Here is a 17,300-nt window from a genome sequence, read left to right on the forward strand (position 1 = left end):
ATCGATTAAGGCATAATCCGCATTTCAGTCCTCATCACAACAACAAGGACGATTTCCGTGAGCGTATTCAGTAAGTCCATTCTCCTGGTCGACGACGATCAGGAAATCCGTGAGTTGCTGGACACCTACCTCAGCCGTGCCGGTTTCCAGGTGCGTACCGTCGGCGATGGCGCCGGCTTTCGCCAAGCCCTCAACGATGCCCACAGCGATCTGGTGATCCTCGACGTCATGCTCCCCGACGAAGACGGCTTCAGCCTCTGCCGCTGGGTACGCCAGCATCCGCGACAGGCGCAGGTGCCGATCATCATGCTGACGGCCAGCTCCGACGAGGCCGACCGGGTCATCGGTCTGGAACTGGGCGCCGACGATTACCTGGGCAAACCGTTCAGCCCACGGGAACTGCAGGCACGGATCAAGGCCCTGTTGCGCCGTGCCCAGTTCGGCCAGGAGCGCAATGGCAGCGAGGTGCTGGCTTTTGACGACTGGCGTCTGGACACGGTCAGCCACCGGCTGTTCCACACCGACGGTGAAGAAGTGATTCTCTCCGGCGCCGACTTCGCCTTGCTCAAGCTGTTTCTTGATCACCCCCAGGAAATCCTCGACCGCGACACCATCGGCAATGCCACCCGCGGGCGTGATCTGATGCCCCTGGACCGGATCGTCGACATGGCGGTCAGCCGCCTGCGCCAACGCCTGCGCGACACCGACAAGCCGCCGCGACTGATTCGCACCGTGCGCGGCAGCGGCTATCAGCTGGCGGCCAACGTCACCGCAGCCAATGCCCTCTGAACTGCGCCGGCGCCTGCCGGTTCCGCGCTCGCTGCTGGGGCGCATGTTGCTGCTGACCCTGCTGGCGGTGTTGATCGCCCAGACGCTGTCCAGCGTGATCTGGCTCTCGCAGTTGCGGGCCACGCAGCTCGAAGGCCTGGTCACCAGTGCCCGCAGCCTGGCTCATTCGATGACCGCCAGTGTCAGCTACCTGCGCTCGCTGCCGCTGGCCTATCGTCCGCTGGTGCTCGACCAGTTGCGCAGCATGGGCGGCACGCGTTTTGTCGTCACCCTCAATGACAAACCCCTGGACATGCGCCTGCTGCCGGCCACGCCACGCAAGACCGCGGTGCTCGACGCCGTGCACGAGGTGTTGCGCCAGGCGTTGGGCAACGAGGTGGATATCTCGGTGCAATTCGTCAGCCCGGACGACCTGCGGATCTTCAACGGCGGCCTGAAACTCGACGAGCTGCCGCGTTCCTGGGCCCACTATGCATTGACCCTGGAACCGGTCAATCCGCCGGTGCTGGTGACGCAGATCCAGATGTCCCCCGGCGAATGGCTGTATATCGCCTCCCTGTTGCCGGAACCCTACACCAGCCTGGAGGAGGAAGGCCTGCCGTCCCAGCAGGTGTGGTTTATCGTCCTCACCAGTAGCTTTCTGCTGTTGTTCATCGGCCTGCTGGTGCACTGGCAGAGCCGTCCCCTCAAGCGCCTGGCACGGGCGGCGCGGGACATGTCCCTGGGCGATGCGCAGGTACGGCCGGTGGCCGAGGGTGGCGGTAGCGAAGTGGTGGAGGTGGGGCGCGCATTCAACGCCATGCGTGAGCGCATCAGTCGTTACCTGACCGAACGCAGCCAGTTGTTCAGCGCCATTTCCCACGACCTGCGCACCCCCATCACCCGCCTGCGCCTGCGGGTCGAGCTGCTGGAGGACGAGAAGCTGCAGCACAAGTTTGGCCGCGACCTCGACGAGCTGGAGATGCTGGTCAAGGGCGCGCTGCAATGCGTGAAGGACACCGATATCCACGAGAACATCGAACCGGTGGACCTCAACCACGCCCTCGATTGTCTGATCGAACCCTACCTGCCACCCAACGGCAACGGTCGGGTCTCGCTGGACGGGCGCGCCCACGCGGCCTTTCCCGGCAAGCCGCTGGCGCTGCGACGCTGCATGGGCAATCTGATCGACAACGCCCTCAAGTATGGTGACAAGGCCCATCTGCACATCGAAGACGACGACGTGGCCTTTGTCCTGCACGTCGATGATGAGGGGCCAGGGGTACCCGAGCAGCGCCTGGAGCAGGTCTTCGAACCGCACTTTCGCTTGTCCGGTCAGCAGCAGGGCTACGGCCTGGGGCTGGGCATCGCGCGCAATATCGCCCACAGCCATGGCGGTGAGGTGAGCCTGCAGAACCTGCGCGACGGTGGGCTGCGGGTTACTTTGTACTTGCCGCGAAATGCCGACTGATCGACAGGAACGCTTGTTCCGCACTGATGTTCAGCGCCGGCTCGAGCGGGTCCGGCGTGAGAATATCGGCTGAGACCGAGACCTCCCGCGGTCGCGCCATGGCGGCGCGGATACGGTGCTCGCGCACGCGGCTGTTGCTCTGGCTGAAGTAGCGCTGCAAGGCTTCCATCGCCTGTTCATAGGGCTCGCCGCACAAGGCCAGCTGGCGTTCGCGCTCACGCAGCGCCAGGCGCTTGGCCTGTTCTTCGCCGTGGCGGCGGACACTGAAACTGCGGCTCAGGCAGTAGCCATGAATCCGCGTGCTGGCGCGCCAATAGCCGGTGTTGTTGGTCTCGACCCGAATCACCCCGGGATGCCCGCTGGTGTTGTGGGGCATCAGGCGCTGGCGTTCGGCATAGCTCAGCGAAGGCTGCATTTTCAGCACCAGGGCGTTGCGGTAGGACTCGGCCATGCTCCGGGCCGGTTCCTCGCCGCCGCATTCGGCAAAGCTGAAGACCCCGTCCAGGCGGACGCCGCCGCGCACGACCTCGACCCGCCAGGCACACAGCCCTTGTGCGTTGTAGACCGGGAAAATGCAGCATTGGCGGGGGTTGCGCAGGTGGGGGGCAACCATGGATCACACCTCCTTGTGGGCGCTCGACCGGCGCACCTGAAATGAAGAAGTGCAGCAGATTCGCCGAAGTAAAGGAGTGCTTCAATGTGGGAAAAGACGTTAGGGATTGCTCCTACATTGGAAAGGGAAACGACTTATTCAGCAATTTTCCTACCTTGCGGAGCCTTGGGTCGAAGGGTGCTTCCTTTGATGTTTGTCACTGAGTGGTGACATTTGCGCGGGGCTTCGTGACCTGGTGGCGCGAGATGGCTGGCTAGAATCGCCCGATGACAGGCATTGGTTCCATTGCTGATCAGTCAAGGTTGAACACGGTCTCCTGTAGGCGCTGGCTTGCCAGCGATGGCGGCGGTGAACGTGACATCGCCATCGCTGGCAAGCCAGCTCCTACAGGGGTGTGCGGTGTTTTCAAAGTCACATTTCCTTATCTGACGGCCTGGGGAATGCGCCCTGTCTTTTGATCCTAACAACAAGAAAGGTACTCGGATGGACACCCTTGAACTGCCCTTCAGCAGCTGGCTCAACGCCCCGGCCCATCACGCTTGGCTGCTGGCCGAAGGCCGGCGGCTGCTGGCGTTTGCCAAGGCCTCGCGCCTGGCCGAAGGCTTCGGCAACCTCGACGAGCGCGGGCAACTGGCGGACGGGGCCATGGCCGAAACCATGAACACCGCGCGCATGACCCACAGTTTCGCCATGGCCCATATCCAGGGGATTCCCGGTTGTCTGGCCCTGGTCGAGCACGGTGTCGCCGCTCTCTGGGGCCCGTTGCGCGATGCCACCCACGGCGGCTGGTATGCGCGGCCCGATCACCGCGATGGCAACAGCGGCAAGGCCGCCTACCTGCATGCCTTTGTCGCCCTGGCCGCGAGTTCCGCGGTGGTCGCCGGCAGCGCCGATGCCCCGAGCCTGCTGGCCGAAGCGATCGGCGTGCTGGAAACGCATTTCTGGAGCGAGGAGGAGGGCGCCCTGCGTGAATCCTTCGCCCGCGACTGGCAGCAGGAAGAAGCCTATCGCGGCGCCAACAGCAATATGCATGGCACCGAGGCCTTTCTCGCCCTGGCCGATGTCACCGGCGACAGTCGCTGGCTGGATCGCGCGCTGCGCATCGTCGAGCGGGTGATCCATCATCACGCCGCCGCCAACGATTTCATGGTCATCGAGCACTTCGATCGCCAGTGGCAACCCCTGCGCGAGTACAACCACGACAACCCGGCGGACGGCTTTCGCCCCTATGGCACCACGCCCGGCCACGGTTTCGAGTGGGCGCGGCTGGTCTTGCACCTGGAGGCCGCACGCCGTGCGGCCGGCCTGTTCACCCCCGGCTGGTTGCTGGACGATGCCCGCGGGCTGTTCGACAGCGCCTGCCGCCATGGCTGGCAGGCCGATGGCACGCCGGGCATCGTCTACACGCTGGACTGGGCCAATCGCCCGGTGGTCCGTCAGCGCCTGCACTGGACCCATGCCGAAGCCAGCGCCACGGCCGCCGCCTTGCTCCGGCGCACCGGCGAGGCGCAGTACGAAACCTGGTATCGACGCTTCTGGGATTTCATCGATGTGCACTTCATCGACCCGGTGTTGGGCAGTTGGCATCACGAACTGGACGAGCACAATCGGCCCGATGCCAAGATCTGGGGCGGCAAACCCGACCTCTATCATGCCTTTCAAGCGGTACTGCTGCCCGACCTGCCACTCGCTCCGAGCCTCGCGAGTGCTCTGGCCCGGCAATCTTCGGCTAATAACGGCAACGCAAACCATGTAACCATGCGGTGACATTTGCACGTCCCTTCGTTACCTGCGAGGGGCCTTGCCTTGACTAGAATCCCATGCAGCGCAAGCACCAGACTTGCATGCATAACAACAAGAAAGGTACTACAGATGAATTCGATTTCCCGCCTCGCCGCTGTCGTTTCTCTCGCCTCGTTGTTTCCCCTAAGCGCTCTTGCCGCCGACTCGAAAGGGTCCGTGGAAGTTGTCCATTGGTGGACTTCCGGTGGTGAAAAAGCCGCGGTCGATGTCCTCAAGGCTCAAGTTGAAAAAGACGGCTTCACCTGGAAAGACGGTGCGGTAGCGGGCGGCGGCGGTGCCACTGCCATGACCGTGCTGAAAAGCCGTGCCGTAGCCGGCAACCCACCGGGTGTTGCGCAGATCAAAGGCCCGGATATCCAGGAATGGGCATCCACCGGGCTGCTCGACACTGACGTTCTGAAGGGTGTTGCCAAAGACGAGAAGTGGGACGGCCTGCTCGACAAGAAAGTCTCCGATACCGTGAAGTACAACGGTGATTACGTGGCCGTGCCGGTGAACATTCACCGCGTCAACTGGCTGTGGATCAACCCTGCAGTCTTCAAGAAAGCCGGTATCGAAAAAGCACCGACCACCCTCCAGGAATTCTACGCTGCCGGCGACAAGCTCAAGGCGGCGGGTTTCATTGCGCTTGCCCACGGCGGTCAGCCTTGGCAGGACAGCACCGTTTTCGAAGCTGTCGTGTTGTCGGTGATGGGCGTTGATGGCTACAAGAAAGCCCTGGTCGACCTGGACAACGCTACCCTGACCGGTCCTGAAATGGTCAAGGCGCTGACCGAACTGAAGAAAGTCGCGACCTACATGGACCAGGACGGCAAAGGCCAGGACTGGAACCTGGAAGCGGCCAAGGTCATCAACGGCAAGGCCGGCATGCAGATCATGGGTGACTGGGCCAAGAGCGAGTGGACGGCGGCCAAGAAAGTCGCTGGCAAGGACTACGAATGCGTAGCCTTCCCGGGTACCGATAAAGCCTTCACCTACAACATCGACTCCCTGGCGGTGTTCAAGCAGAAAGACAAGGGCACCGCGGCAGGTCAGCAGGATATTGCCAAGGTCGTCCTGGGTGAGAACTTCCAGAAAGTCTTCAGCATCAACAAAGGCTCGATCCCGGTTCGTAACGACATGCTCCACGAAATGGACAAGCTCGGCTTCGACGAGTGCGCCCAGAAGTCGGCCAAGGACTTCCTGGACGATGCCAAGACTGGCGGCCTGCAACCGAGCATGGCGCACAACATGGCGACCACGCTGGCGGTACAGGGTGCGTTCTTTGACGTAGTGACCAACTACATCAACGACCCGAAAGCCGATCCTGCCGATGCGGCGAAGAAACTCGGCGCGGCGGTCAAGTCCGCCAAGTAATCATTAGCAACGCAGGCTCCCTGTAGGCGCTGGCTTGCCAGCGATAGCGGAATATCGGTCACCGGATTCGCCAACTGATAAACCGCAATCGCCGGCAAGCCGGCTCCTACAGAGGATCTGCATGTAGTCCCTTTTCCCTGTAGTGGATTTTCCCATGAGTTCTGTTGCTGTGTTCAGCAAAGCCTCGCCGTTCGATGCATTGCAGCGCTGGCTACCCAAACTGGTGCTGGCGCCCAGCATGTTCATCGTCCTGGTGGGCTTCTATGGCTATATCCTGTGGACGTTCGTGCTGTCGTTCACCAACTCGACTTTCCTGCCGTCCTACAAATGGGTAGGCCTGGCGCAATACGCACGGTTGTTCGACAACGACCGCTGGTGGGTGGCGAGCAAGAACCTGGCGCTGTTCGGTGGCTTGTTCATCGGCGTCACCCTGGTGATCGGCGTGCTGTTGGCGGTGTTCCTCGACCAGCGCATCCGTCGCGAAGGTTTTATCCGCACGATTTACCTGTACCCGATGGCGCTCTCGATGATCGTCACCGGTACCGCCTGGAAATGGCTGCTCAACCCGGGCATGGGCCTCGACAAACTGCTGCGTGACTGGGGTTGGGAAGGCTTCCGCCTGGACTGGCTGATCGACCCTGATCGTGTGGTCTATTGCCTGGTGATCGCGGCGGTATGGCAGGCCTCGGGGTTCATCATGGCGATGTTCCTGGCCGGCTTGCGCGGTGTCGATCAATCGATCATTCGTGCGGCCCAGATCGATGGCGCGAGCCTGCCCAAGATCTATTGGAAAGTGGTGCTGCCAAGCCTGCGTCCGGTGTTCTTCAGTGCGGTGATGATCCTGGCGCACATCGCGATCAAGAGCTTCGACCTGGTGGCGGCGATGACCGCCGGCGGCCCGGGCTACTCGTCCGACCTGCCCGCCATGTTCATGTACTCCTTTACCTTCAGTCGCGGCCAGATGGGCATGGGCTCGGCCAGTGCGATCCTGATGCTCGGTGCGATTCTCGCGATCATCGTGCCTTACCTGTACTCCGAGCTGAGGACCAAGCGTAATGACTAGTCTCGTCCACAAACCGGCTATCAGCCTGAGTCGCATCGCCATCTACGCGGTGCTGATCCTCGCCGTGCTGCTCTATCTGGTACCGCTGGTGGTCATGCTGTTGACCAGCTTCAAGTCGCCGGAAGACATCAGCACCGGCAACCTGCTGAGCTGGCCGACGGTGATCACCGACATCGGCTGGGTCAAGGCCTGGGCCACGGTCAATGGTTACTTCTGGAACTCGATCAAGATCACCGTTCCGGCGGTGCTGATCTCCACCGCCATCGGTGCGTTGAACGGCTATGTGCTGTCGATGTGGCGCTTTCGCGGTTCGCAGTTGTTCTTCGGCCTGTTGCTGTTCGGTTGCTTCCTGCCGTTCCAGACCGTGCTGCTGCCGGCCTCGTTCACCCTCGGCAAGATGGGCCTGGCCAGCACCACCACCGGCCTGGTGTTCGTGCATATCGTTTACGGCCTGGCGTTCACCACGCTGTTCTTCCGTAACTATTACGTGAGCATTCCCGACGCGCTGGTGAAGGCGGCGCGCCTGGATGGCGCGGGTTTCTTCACCATCTTCCGGCTGATCATTCTGCCGATGTCGACCCCGATCATCATGGTCTGCCTGATCTGGCAGTTCACTCAGATCTGGAACGACTTCCTGTTCGGTGTGGTGTTCTCCAGCGGTGATTCGCAGCCGATCACGGTGGCGCTGAACAACCTGGTCAACACCAGTACCGGGGTCAAGGAATACAACGTTGATATGGCAGCGGCGATGATCGCCGGGCTGCCGACCCTGCTGGTCTATGTGGTCGCAGGCAAGTATTTCGTGCGCGGGCTGACGGCCGGCGCAGTCAAGGGGTAATCATGGCAACGCTCGAACTTCGCAATGTAAACAAGACCTACGGCGCCGGTTTGCCGGACACCCTGAAGAACATCGAACTGTCGATCTCGGACGGTGAGTTCCTGATCCTGGTGGGACCTTCGGGCTGTGGCAAGTCGACGCTGATGAACTGCATCGCAGGCCTGGAGAACATCACCGGCGGCGCGATCATGATTGATGATCAGGACGTCAGCGGCATGAGCCCGAAGGATCGTGACATCGCCATGGTGTTCCAGTCCTATGCGCTGTACCCGACCATGAGTGTGCGCGAGAACATCGAGTTCGGCCTGAAAATCCGCAAGATGAGCCAGGCGGCCATCGACGAAGAAGTCGCGCGGGTCGCCAAGCTGCTTCAGATCGAACACTTGCTCAACCGCAAGCCGGGCCAGTTGTCCGGTGGCCAGCAGCAGCGCGTGGCCATGGGCCGTGCCCTGGCGCGGCGGCCGAAGATCTACCTGTTCGACGAACCGCTGTCCAACCTCGACGCCAAGCTGCGGGTCGAGATGCGCACCGAAATGAAACTGATGCACCAGCGCCTGAAAACCACCACGGTCTACGTGACCCACGACCAGATCGAAGCCATGACCCTGGGCGACAAGGTGGCGGTGATGAAGGACGGCATCATCCAGCAGTTCGGCACGCCGAAGCAGATCTATAACGATCCGGCGAACCTGTTCGTCGCCAGCTTCATCGGTTCGCCGCCGATGAACTTCATCCCCCTGCGTCTGCAACGCAAGGACGGTCGCCTGCTGGCCTTGCTCGACAGCGGCCAGGCTCGTTGCGAGTTGCCGCTGGACGTGACCGACGCCGGTCTTGAAGACCGCGAAATTATTCTCGGCATGCGCCCGGAGCAGATCAGCCTGATGCAGGGCGAGCCCAATGGCTTGCCGAGCATTCGTGCCGAAGTGCAGGTCACCGAACCGACCGGCCCGGACACCCTGGTGTTCGTCAACCTCAACGAGACCAAGGTCTGCTGCCGACTGGCGCCGGACGTGGCGCCCCAGGTGGGCGAAACCCTGACCCTGCAATTCGATCCGGCCAAGGTGTTGTTGTTTGACGCCCAGACCGGTGAACGCCTGGGCGTGGTGGCTAAGCCGCAGGCCCAGGTGCATACCGACAATGTGGCGCAATTCAAGGGCCGCTGAAATTCGTGACGCGGGGTTCGCCCCGCGTCGCAGTCGATGTAACCGCGTTAGATAAAAACAGCTTAATAACAATAAAGACGAGGATGTAGGGATGAAAAAGCAAAACACCAATGCCCGCCTGTTCTGCCAATTGTCGGCGGCGGCAACACTGGTTCTGGCCGCTAATGCAATGGCGGACGATGCGTTCAGCGCTAACTCCAAATGGATGACCGGTGACTGGGGTGGAGAGCGAACCAAGCTGATCGAGGAAGGTATCGACATCAAGGCGGACTACGTCGGTGAGGTGGGTAGCAACCTGCATGGTGGCTACAACAATAACCACACCTCGCGTTACGCCGACCAGTTTGGCCTGGGCGTGGCGTTGGACCTGCAAAAACTGTGGGGCTGGGATAACACCCAGGCCAAGATCCAGCTCACCAACCGTAACGGTGAGAACATCTCCAATGACCGTATCGGCGACCCACGTGCCGGCACCTTGAGCTCCTCCCAGGAAGTCGACGGTCGCGGCCACATGGTCCGTCTGACCCAGCTGTGGATCCAGCACCAGATGTTCGACAACAAGCTGGACGTGAAACTCGGTTACTTCGGTGAAGGCGAAGACTTCAACACCTTCCCTTGCGATTTCCAGAACCTGTCGTTCTGTGGCTCCCAGGTGGGTAACTATGTCAACACCTGGTTCAACTGGCCCGTCGCCCAGGCCGCTATTCGCGTGAAGTACAACATCACGCCTGAGTTGTATGCGCAGATCGGTGCTTACAACCAGAACCCGTCGCAACTGGAGCACGGTAACGGCTTCAAACTCAGCGGCAGCGGTACCAAGGGCACCGTCTTGCCGGTCGAACTGGTCTGGTCGCCGAAGGTCAACGACCTGCCGGGCGAATACCGTGTCGGTTACTACAAAAGCGCGGCCCCTGCCAATGATGTGCTCAGGGACAACAATGGCGGGGACGCGGCAACGACCGGTCTCCCTTATCGTGTCCACAACAGCAAGCACGGTTACTGGTTCGTTGCCCAGCAGCAACTCACCAGCCACAACGGCGATGCTTCCCGCGGTCTGAACATCGCGGCCAACGCGACCTTCCACGACAAGGCCACCAACCTCGTCGACAACTACCAGTCGGTGATGTTCGTGTACAAAGGGCCGTTCGATGCGCGTCCGAAGGATGACGTCGGGATCGGTTTCGCCCGTATCCATGTCAACCAGGACGTGAGGGAAAACGCCGAGTTGGAAAACGCGGCCAATAACGTCAGCGACTACAACAACCCGCTGTACTCGCCACTGCGCGACACCGAGTTCAACACCGAAATCAACTACGGCTTCCACGTCACCAACTGGCTGACCGTACGTCCCAACCTGCAGTACGTCACCCACCCGGGTGGTGTGAATCAAGTCGACAACGCTGTGGTCGCTGGCCTGAAAATTCAGTCGGTCTTCTAAGGCTTCGACTGATAAGCTCTCTCTCTATGTGCGCATCTTGCGGATGGTCCACCAGACCGTCCGCTTTTTTTTGCAGCACACTGTAGGAGCGAGCTTGCTCGCGATGAACGTCAACGATAACGCGGGGCAACTGGAGGTACGCGGTGCCCTTGCGTTCATCGCGAGCAAGCTCGCTCCTACAGGTGGAGGGATGCAAATGGTTGGGTGATTTCAGGATTCGCGGCACATGCATGAGCAACCGCTACAACGTTTTTTCAAATCCCGGCGCGAGCAGCCGGTGTTCCAGTGGGAGCGCTTTCAACAGCGTGAAGTACTGGTGATCGATCATCCCTTGTGCCAGGCGGTGTTCAGCCGCCAGGGCGCGCAACTGTTGCACTTCCAGCCGCAGGGGCAGAAGCCCTGGCTGTGGTGCGCGGCCAAATGGCCGCAGGTCGGGGCGATTCGCGGTGGGGTGCCGGTGTGCTGGCCCTGGTATGGGCGGCATCCGAGCGAAAACGCCTGGCCGTCCCATGGTTGGGCGCGGCTGATCGACTGGAAGCTGCTGGAGAGTAGCAGCGATGACGAGGGTGTCAGCCTGCATTGGCGCTTGCAGCTTTGCGACTGGCAGGTCGACCTGCATGCGCGCCTGGGCGACAGCATGGACCTGCGCCTGAGCACCGAGCATCAGGACAGCGAACCGTGTCAGTTGAGCCATGCGCTGCACGCCTATTGGCGTATTGGCGATGTTGGTGAGATAGCGCTGTCCGGGCTTGACGGTGCGCAGGGTTATGATCAGTTGAGTCGCCAGGCGTGCCGGCAGGAAGGCGAGTTGCGGGTCGATGGCGGGTGTCAGCGGGTGTTCCAGCATGACGGTGAACTGCACCTCAAGGATCACGCCTGGCAGCGAGAGCTGTGCATCGACACCGGCGACAGCGCCGACACCGTGGTCTGGCATCCGGGGCACCGGCCGTTGCTGGGGGTAAGTTGGAATGAAGTGATGGGCTTTGTCTGTGTCGAGGCCGCCAGTGGCGGCACCGACAGCCTGTGCCTGGCGCCCGGGGAGCGGGCGCATCTGAGTTTGCAGGCGCGGGCTTCGGCCTAGGCGATGTGGCGGATGACGCCATCGCCGGCAAGCCGGCTCCCACAGGTCGGCATTCCACTCTGCTCTATCGTCGAGCCCGGATTCTGTGGGAGCCGGCTTGCTGGCGATAGGGCCCGCCCAGTCGACACAGAATCTGTGCCGGCCTCAGTTGAACTCGTCGCCCACCGGATAACGGCTGGCATTGAGGCTTTCCTTGATCTTGCGCAGGTGCGGCTGGAAATCCACGCCACGGCGCAGGGTCATGCCGGTGGCCAGTACGTCGAGCACCGTCAACTGGATGATCCGCGAGGTCATCGGCATGTAGATGTCGGTGTCTTCCGGCAGCGGAATATTCAGGCTCAGGGTGCTGGCCTTGGCCAGAGGCGAGCCCGCCGCCGTCAATCCAAGCACCGAGGCACCGTTCTCCCGGGCGATGCGCGCCACTTCCACCAGTTCCCGGGTACGCCCGGTATAGGAAATGATCACGAACAACTCGCCGGTGTGGGCCACCGAGGCGAGCATCCGCTGCATCAGCACATCGGCATGGGCGGTGACCGCCAGGTTGAAGCGAAAGAACTTGTGCTGGGCATCCAGGGCCACCGGCGCCGATGCCCCCAGGCCGAAAAAGTGGATCTGCCGGGCCTGAATCAGCAGGTCGACGGCGCGGCTGATCAGGTTCGGGTCCAGGGCCTGGCAGGCGCTGTCCAGGGAGGCGATGGCGCTGCCGAAGATCTTTTGCGTGTAGGCCTCGGGGTTGTCGTCGGCCTCCACCGCACGGCTTACATAGGCCGCGCCGCTGGCCAGGCTCTGGGCCAGTTGCAACTTGAGTTCGGGGTAGCCGCTGACGCCGAACGAGCGGCAGAAGCGGTTGACTGTCGGCTCGCTGACCGAGGCCGCCTGGGCGAGGGCGGCGATGCTGAAACGGGTCGCCTGCTGCGGGTTGAGCAGGATGACTTCGGCGACTTTGCGCTCGGCCTTGTTCAGGCCTTCGAGGCGGCCCTGGATCTGCTCCAGGAGATTTCGCACGCGGTCCATTTGGTGATTCCTTGATTCGAGACAACTTGGGTTCTGCAAGGCCCGGAACAATGCCCTTGGGCAGCTCCCGGCGGTGGCCTATCCTACTGATGGCGTGTGATGACCACCACTCGGAATCATCATTTTGATAAAATGTTGTGGTTATTACTACATTTTTCCTTGAGTGATGCCTCGAAAAAAGGTATTTATCGCTTAACTTGATAAAAGAACAAACATCATGCCTTCGATAACGGTTGAACCGTGCACCTTTGCCTTGTTCGGCGCCCTGGGCGACCTGGCGCTTCGCAAGCTGTTTCCTGCCTTGTATCACCTTGATGGCGCGGGCCTGCTGCATGAGGACACACGCATCCTGGCGTTGGCCCGCGAGCCCGGCAGCAATGCCGAGCACCTGGCGACCATCGAAGAAGAACTGCGGGTTTTTGTCGAGACCAAGGAAATCGACGAAGCGGTGCTTGAGCGCTTTCTCGCGCGCCTGAGCTACCAGCATGTGGACTTCCTCAAGGCTGACGACTATGTCGCCCTGGCCGAGCAGGCCGGTACCACTCAGTGCCTGATCGCCTATTTCGCCACGCCGGCCTCGGTCTATGGCGCGATCTGCGAGAACCTGGCCAAGGTCGGCCTGGCGAACAACACCCGGGTGGTGCTGGAAAAGCCCATCGGTTCGGACCTCGAGTCGTCGCGCAAGGTCAACGACGCCGTGGCGCGGTTCTTCCCGGAAAACCGCACCTATCGCATCGACCACTACCTGGGCAAGGAGACGGTGCAGAACCTGATCGCCCTGCGTTTCGCCAACAGCCTGTTCGAAACCCAGTGGAACCAGAACTACATCTCCCACGTGGAAATCACCGTGGCCGAGAAGGTCGGTATCGAAGGTCGCTGGGGTTACTTCGACAAGGCTGGCCAGCTGCGGGACATGATCCAGAACCACCTGCTGCAACTGCTCTGCCTGATCGCCATGGACCCGCCGGCCGATCTCTCGGCCGACAGCATCCGTGACGAAAAGGTCAAGGTGCTCAAGGCCCTGGCGCCGATCAGCCCGGAAGGCCTGACCACCCAGGTGGTGCGCGGCCAGTACATTGCCGGGCACAGCGAAGGGCATTCGGTACCGGGTTACCTGGAGGAAGAAAACTCCAACACCCAGAGCGATACCGAGACCTTCGTTGCCCTGCGCGCCGATATCCGCAACTGGCGCTGGGCCGGCGTGCCGTTCTACCTGCGTACCGGCAAGCGCATGCCGCAGAAGCTGTCGCAGATCGTCATCCACTTCAAGGAGCCGTCGCACTACATCTTCGCTCCCGAGCAGCGCTTGCAGATCAGCAACAAGCTGATCATCCGTCTGCAACCGGACGAAGGGATTTCCCTGCGGGTGATGACCAAGGAGCAGGGCCTGGACAAGGGCATGCAACTGCGCAGCGGGCCGCTGCAACTGAATTTCTCCGACACCTATCGCAGTGCGCGGATTCCGGACGCCTACGAGCGTCTGTTGCTGGAAGTGATGCACGGCAACCAGAACCTGTTTGTCCGTAAAGATGAGATCGAAGCCGCGTGGAAGTGGTGCGACCAGTTGATCGCCGGCTGGAAAAAATCCGGCGATGCGCCCAAGCCGTACGCAGCGGGGTCCTGGGGGCCGATGAGTTCCATTGCACTGATCACGCGGGATGGGAGGTCGTGGTATGGCGATATCTGAATTGAAACTGCCGCAGGGCGTGCAGGCTCGCGAGTTCCGCAGCCCGGCGCTGTTGGCCGAGGGTCAGGCGCAGGCGGTGGCCGAGCAACTGCGGGCAGCGATTGCCGCGCGTGGCGTGGCGACCCTGGTGGTGTCCGGCGGGCGCAGCCCGGTGGCGTTCTTCCAGAGCCTGGTGAAACAGGAGCTGGACTGGTCCCGTGTGGTTATCAGCCTGGCCGACGAGCGCTGGGTGCCGGTGGAGCACGCCGACAGCAACGCCGGCCTGCTCAAGCGCTACCTGCTCCAGGGCCCGGCGGCCATGGCGCGGTTTATCGGTTTGTACAGCGCCGCGGCGAACCTGGAAGCGGCGGCCGAACAGGCCGATCAACTGCTCGCCGAGCTGCCGGCGATCGACGTGCTGGTCCTGGGCATGGGCGATGACGGTCACACCGCGTCACTGTTCCCCGGCAGCCCGAACCTGGCGGCGGCCCTGCAAGTGGATGGCAGCCGGCGGATCTGGCCGATGCTGGCGCCCAGCGTGCCGCGCCAGCGCCTGAGCATGAGTCGGGCCCTGCTGGCTTCGGCAAGCTTCACCGTGCTGGCGATTTCCGGCCAGTCGAAACTGACCACCCTGAGTGCCGCATTGGCCGGCGACGACCTCGCCGCCATGCCGATTCGCGCGTTCTTGCAACCTACCCTGAATATTTACTGGTGCCCATGAGTCAAGGATCCGCTGCTATGACAAAAAATGCCCCGACCGTCTCCATGGCAGACAAGGTCGTCCTGATCGATGAGCTCTGCGCCCGTGCACGGATTCTTCCGGTGATCACCATTGCCCGCGAACAGGATGTCCTGCCGCTGGCCGATGCCCTGGCCGCCGGTGGCCTGACCGCGCTGGAAGTGACCCTGCGCTCGCAGTTCGGCCTCAAGGCCATCCAGATCCTGCGTGAGCAGCGTCCGGAGCTGGTGACCGGTGCCGGCACCGTGCTCGATCGGCAGATGCTGGCGGCGGCGGAGGCGGCGGGTTCGCAATTCATCGTCACTCCGGGCATTACCCGTGATCTGCTGGAAGCCAGCGTCGACAGCCCGATTCCGTTGTTGCCCGGCATCAGCAATGCCTCCGGGATCATGGAAGGTTATGGCCTGGGCTATCGCCGCTTCAAGCTGTTCCCGGCGGAAGTCAGCGGCGGTGTGGCAGCCATCAAGGCCTTGGGCGGCCCATTCGGCGAAGTGAAATTCTGCCCAACCGGCGGCGTCGGCCCGGCCAATATCAAGAGCTACATGGCGTTGAAAAACGTGATGTGCGTGGGCGGCAGCTGGATGCTTGATCCGGAGTGGATCAAGAACGGCGACTGGGCGCGGATCCAGGAGTGCACCGCCGAGGCGCTGGCCTTGCTGGACTGATTGAGCGTTACTGAATTCGTTGTGTGTTCTACGGCTTTACGGTGCGCTTGGTCGGCGCACCGTTTTTTTTTTGCCTGGTGAAAAGCGGTGTTGTAGACGTGATCGTCTGTACGACGCGGATATCGGTAGGAGCAAGCTCGCTCGCGATCCCACGCAGCGGGCCACTCAACGACTCAATTCGCCCAGCGCCCGGGCCAACAGCTTGAAGTCCTCGGCCGAGTTGGCCAGGCCCGGTGTGACCCGGATGCAATTGCCATGGGCGGTGCCGTCGCGGACCACGGTAAACAGGTTGTAGTCCTTCAAGAGTCGTTCGACCATCCGCTGCTGGTCCGGCTCATGCCGAAAGCGCAGCGAGGTGATGCCGCAATACAACCGCGGATCATCCGGTGTCAGCACCTCGATACCCGGCATTCCGCGTGCCGCGCTCACCCAGATATCCCGCAGGTAATTGAGTCGCGCGCCCTTGGCCGCCGAGCCACCGAGTGCCCGATGTTCCTCAAGGACCAGAGGCAAGGTCATCCAGGCCGGAATATTCGGTGTGCCATAGGGGGCCCGGGCACGGATATCGTTGAGGGGGTAGCGGTCTTCGCCCATGTCCGGGTCGATATCCGCCAGGCGCTTGGGATCGATATAGAGAAAGCCCAGGCTCAGTGGCGCGCCCATCCATTTCTGCAGGTTGAAACCGGCAAACAGGATACCCAGTGCTTCGAGGTTGAAGTCGATCTGGCCGAGGGCATGGGCACCGTCGAGAATCACGTCGACCCCATGCTCGCGGGCCAGGGTCGCGATGGCCTGCACCGGCATCACCAGCCCGCTGCGATGGGTGACATAGGTCAGGGCCATCAGTTTCAGCCGGGGGTAGCGTTCGAAGGCTTCCTGGTAGGTGCTCACCAGGTTGGCGAAACTCGTCGGGAAGGGGTGGCTGATCTCGATCAGCTCGACGCCGCGGTTGCGCGCCAGCCAGCGCATGGCGCCCAGTACGCTGGGGTATTCCTGGTCGCTGACCAGCAACTGGTCGCCTGGCTGCAAGGCGTTGTAGTTGCGGATCAGCGCGTGCAGGCCGTCGCTGGCGCAGCGGGTCAGGGCCAGCGCTTGCGGATGGCTGCCCAACAGGTCGGCCAGTTGCGCGCGAATCTCCAGGCTTTCGATGGTTTCGAAGCGCTGGCGCACATACACCGAGTTGCTACGGTTGATGAACTCGATATGGCCTTTGTAGGTCTCCACGACACTACGGGTCATGCGGCCGAAGTAGCCGTTTTCCAGGTTGATCGGACCGGGCTCTACGTCGTAGCGCTCGGCCACGGTTTGCCAGAAGTGTTCGTCGCGGGCGTGTTCTTCATTCCATGGCATGACGGTACTTCTCTCGACAACGGGGCTCAATGGCGGGGTTTGGGTTTGCCGTGCTTGGCGCGGAGCGGGTCGAGCAGGTCGGACAAGCCATTGTGGTCGATCTCCTGCATCAAGGCGAGCAGGCCGCCGAGTTCGCCGTGGGGGAAGCCCTCGCGGGCGAACCAGTTCAAGTACGGGCCGGGCAGGTCGGCGATGATCCGCCCCTTGTATTTGCCGAATGGCATTTCGCGGGTGACCAGCAGTTCGAGTTTCTCGGGATTCATGGGCGACCT

At 61.9% G+C, this 17,300-nt stretch carries 16 protein-coding genes; 12 read left to right on the forward strand and 4 right to left on the reverse strand.

Annotated features, from left to right (window positions below):
* Nucleotides 1-57: 57 nt before the first annotated feature.
* Both AC07T0_RS17735 and AC07T0_RS17740 read left to right on the forward strand, forming a co-directional pair.
* On the forward strand, nucleotides 58-789 hold the full coding sequence (locus tag AC07T0_RS17735) for a response regulator (protein WP_177143352.1): 732 nt from the start codon (nucleotides 58-60) through the stop codon (nucleotides 787-789).
* Complete coding sequence (locus AC07T0_RS17740; RefSeq protein WP_495002434.1) at nucleotides 779-2,239, forward strand: ATP-binding protein; 1,461 nt, start codon at nucleotides 779-781, stop codon at nucleotides 2,237-2,239. Before AC07T0_RS17735 ends, AC07T0_RS17740 begins: the two co-directional genes overlap by 11 nt.
* On the opposite strand, the gene AC07T0_RS17745 is transcribed toward AC07T0_RS17740, so the two are convergent.
* Nucleotides 2,208-2,852 (reverse strand): AP2/ERF family transcription factor, encoded by a 645-nt coding sequence (locus tag AC07T0_RS17745; RefSeq protein ID WP_495002435.1) that lies wholly within the window; start codon nucleotides 2,850-2,852, stop codon nucleotides 2,208-2,210. The two genes, AC07T0_RS17740 and AC07T0_RS17745, sit on opposite strands and share 32 nt — an antisense overlap.
* A gap of 483 nt (nucleotides 2,853-3,335) precedes the next feature.
* Between AC07T0_RS17745 and AC07T0_RS17750 the strand changes: the two genes are divergently transcribed.
* The 7 genes from AC07T0_RS17750 to AC07T0_RS17780 all read left to right on the forward strand — a co-directional run bounded on the left by AC07T0_RS17750 (nucleotide 3,336) and on the right by AC07T0_RS17780 (nucleotide 11,594).
* A complete protein-coding gene (locus AC07T0_RS17750; protein ID WP_495002436.1) occupies nucleotides 3,336-4,619 on the forward strand; it encodes a D-mannose isomerase in 1,284 nt (427 codons plus the stop codon).
* A 105-nt stretch (nucleotides 4,620-4,724) separates the two neighbouring features.
* The gene (locus AC07T0_RS17755; RefSeq protein ID WP_495002437.1) at nucleotides 4,725-6,011 is read left to right on the forward strand and encodes an ABC transporter substrate-binding protein; all 1,287 of its coding nucleotides are present in this window, start codon (nucleotides 4,725-4,727) and stop codon (nucleotides 6,009-6,011) included.
* Between the two features lie 154 nt (nucleotides 6,012-6,165).
* Nucleotides 6,166-7,074 (forward strand): carbohydrate ABC transporter permease, encoded by a 909-nt coding sequence (locus AC07T0_RS17760; protein ID WP_495002438.1) that lies wholly within the window; start codon nucleotides 6,166-6,168, stop codon nucleotides 7,072-7,074.
* Nucleotides 7,067-7,912: a carbohydrate ABC transporter permease gene (locus AC07T0_RS17765; protein ID WP_495002439.1), complete on the forward strand. Its 846-nt coding sequence runs from the start codon at nucleotides 7,067-7,069 to the stop codon at nucleotides 7,910-7,912. The genes AC07T0_RS17760 and AC07T0_RS17765 overlap by 8 nt, the downstream gene beginning before the upstream one ends.
* Before the next feature lie 2 nt (nucleotides 7,913-7,914).
* Nucleotides 7,915-9,075 carry an ABC transporter ATP-binding protein gene (locus tag AC07T0_RS17770; RefSeq protein WP_495002440.1) on the forward strand — a complete coding sequence of 387 codons (1,161 nt, stop codon included), beginning with the start codon at nucleotides 7,915-7,917 and terminating at the stop codon, nucleotides 9,073-9,075.
* Nucleotides 9,076-9,166: 91 nt separating this feature from the next.
* Nucleotides 9,167-10,513 (forward strand): carbohydrate porin, encoded by a 1,347-nt coding sequence (locus AC07T0_RS17775; RefSeq protein WP_495002441.1) that lies wholly within the window; start codon nucleotides 9,167-9,169, stop codon nucleotides 10,511-10,513.
* A 226-nt stretch (nucleotides 10,514-10,739) separates the two neighbouring features.
* Complete coding sequence (locus AC07T0_RS17780; RefSeq protein WP_495002442.1) at nucleotides 10,740-11,594, forward strand: D-hexose-6-phosphate mutarotase; 855 nt, start codon at nucleotides 10,740-10,742, stop codon at nucleotides 11,592-11,594.
* 144 nt (nucleotides 11,595-11,738) lie between these two features.
* Here the strand turns inward: AC07T0_RS17780 and AC07T0_RS17785 are convergent, their stop codons facing one another.
* Nucleotides 11,739-12,599: a MurR/RpiR family transcriptional regulator gene (locus AC07T0_RS17785; RefSeq protein ID WP_495002507.1), complete on the reverse strand. Its 861-nt coding sequence runs from the start codon at nucleotides 12,597-12,599 to the stop codon at nucleotides 11,739-11,741.
* Between the two features lie 226 nt (nucleotides 12,600-12,825).
* On the opposite strand from AC07T0_RS17785, the gene zwf reads away from it, so the two are divergent.
* From zwf to AC07T0_RS17800, 3 genes are read left to right on the forward strand one after another with little or no spacing between them, the layout of a single operon-like run.
* Nucleotides 12,826-14,295, forward strand: coding sequence for a glucose-6-phosphate dehydrogenase (gene zwf / locus AC07T0_RS17790; RefSeq protein ID WP_495002443.1), 1,470 nt, complete (start codon nucleotides 12,826-12,828; stop codon nucleotides 14,293-14,295).
* Nucleotides 14,282-14,995 (forward strand): 6-phosphogluconolactonase, encoded by a 714-nt coding sequence (gene pgl / locus AC07T0_RS17795; protein WP_495002444.1) that lies wholly within the window; start codon nucleotides 14,282-14,284, stop codon nucleotides 14,993-14,995. Before zwf ends, pgl begins: the two co-directional genes overlap by 14 nt.
* Before the next feature lie 17 nt (nucleotides 14,996-15,012).
* Nucleotides 15,013-15,678 (forward strand): bifunctional 4-hydroxy-2-oxoglutarate aldolase/2-dehydro-3-deoxy-phosphogluconate aldolase, encoded by a 666-nt coding sequence (locus tag AC07T0_RS17800; RefSeq protein ID WP_248797246.1) that lies wholly within the window; start codon nucleotides 15,013-15,015, stop codon nucleotides 15,676-15,678.
* Between the two features lie 165 nt (nucleotides 15,679-15,843).
* Here AC07T0_RS17800 and AC07T0_RS17805 read toward each other — a convergent pair whose 3' ends face one another.
* Nucleotides 15,844-17,028 carry an aminotransferase class V-fold PLP-dependent enzyme gene (locus AC07T0_RS17805; RefSeq protein WP_495002445.1) on the reverse strand — a complete coding sequence of 395 codons (1,185 nt, stop codon included), beginning with the start codon at nucleotides 17,026-17,028 and terminating at the stop codon, nucleotides 15,844-15,846.
* Nucleotides 17,029-17,054: 26 nt separating this feature from the next.
* Nucleotides 17,055-17,291 carry a DUF3820 family protein gene (locus AC07T0_RS17810; protein ID WP_027619874.1) on the reverse strand — a complete coding sequence of 79 codons (237 nt, stop codon included), beginning with the start codon at nucleotides 17,289-17,291 and terminating at the stop codon, nucleotides 17,055-17,057.
* Between the last annotated feature and the right edge of the window lie 9 nt (nucleotides 17,292-17,300).

The sequence above is a fragment of the Pseudomonas sp. GW821-FHT04D07 genome, from assembly GCF_059420225.1.

Bases quoted from the DNA above. Each gene is read 5' to 3' on its own strand.
- pgl (WP_495002444.1), top strand. From the start codon at position 14,282: ATGGCGATATCTGAATTGAAACTGCCGCAGGGCGTGCAGGCTCGCGAG.
- AC07T0_RS17800 (WP_248797246.1), top strand. From the start codon at position 15,013: ATGACAAAAAATGCCCCGACCGTCTCCATGGCAGACAAGGTCGTCCTG.
- AC07T0_RS17810 (WP_027619874.1), bottom strand. From the start codon at position 17,291: ATGAATCCCGAGAAACTCGAACTGCTGGTCACCCGCGAAATGCCATTC.
- AC07T0_RS17755 (WP_495002437.1), top strand. From the start codon at position 4,725: ATGAATTCGATTTCCCGCCTCGCCGCTGTCGTTTCTCTCGCCTCGTTG.
- AC07T0_RS17760 (WP_495002438.1), top strand. From the start codon at position 6,166: ATGAGTTCTGTTGCTGTGTTCAGCAAAGCCTCGCCGTTCGATGCATTG.
- zwf (WP_495002443.1), top strand. From the start codon at position 12,826: ATGCCTTCGATAACGGTTGAACCGTGCACCTTTGCCTTGTTCGGCGCC.
- AC07T0_RS17765 (WP_495002439.1), top strand. From the start codon at position 7,067: ATGACTAGTCTCGTCCACAAACCGGCTATCAGCCTGAGTCGCATCGCC.
- AC07T0_RS17750 (WP_495002436.1), top strand. From the start codon at position 3,336: ATGGACACCCTTGAACTGCCCTTCAGCAGCTGGCTCAACGCCCCGGCC.
- AC07T0_RS17745 (WP_495002435.1), bottom strand. From the start codon at position 2,852: ATGGTTGCCCCCCACCTGCGCAACCCCCGCCAATGCTGCATTTTCCCG.
- AC07T0_RS17780 (WP_495002442.1), top strand. From the start codon at position 10,740: ATGCATGAGCAACCGCTACAACGTTTTTTCAAATCCCGGCGCGAGCAG.
- AC07T0_RS17805 (WP_495002445.1), bottom strand. From the start codon at position 17,028: ATGCCATGGAATGAAGAACACGCCCGCGACGAACACTTCTGGCAAACC.
- AC07T0_RS17770 (WP_495002440.1), top strand. From the start codon at position 7,915: ATGGCAACGCTCGAACTTCGCAATGTAAACAAGACCTACGGCGCCGGT.
- AC07T0_RS17775 (WP_495002441.1), top strand. From the start codon at position 9,167: ATGAAAAAGCAAAACACCAATGCCCGCCTGTTCTGCCAATTGTCGGCG.
- AC07T0_RS17740 (WP_495002434.1), top strand. From the start codon at position 779: ATGCCCTCTGAACTGCGCCGGCGCCTGCCGGTTCCGCGCTCGCTGCTG.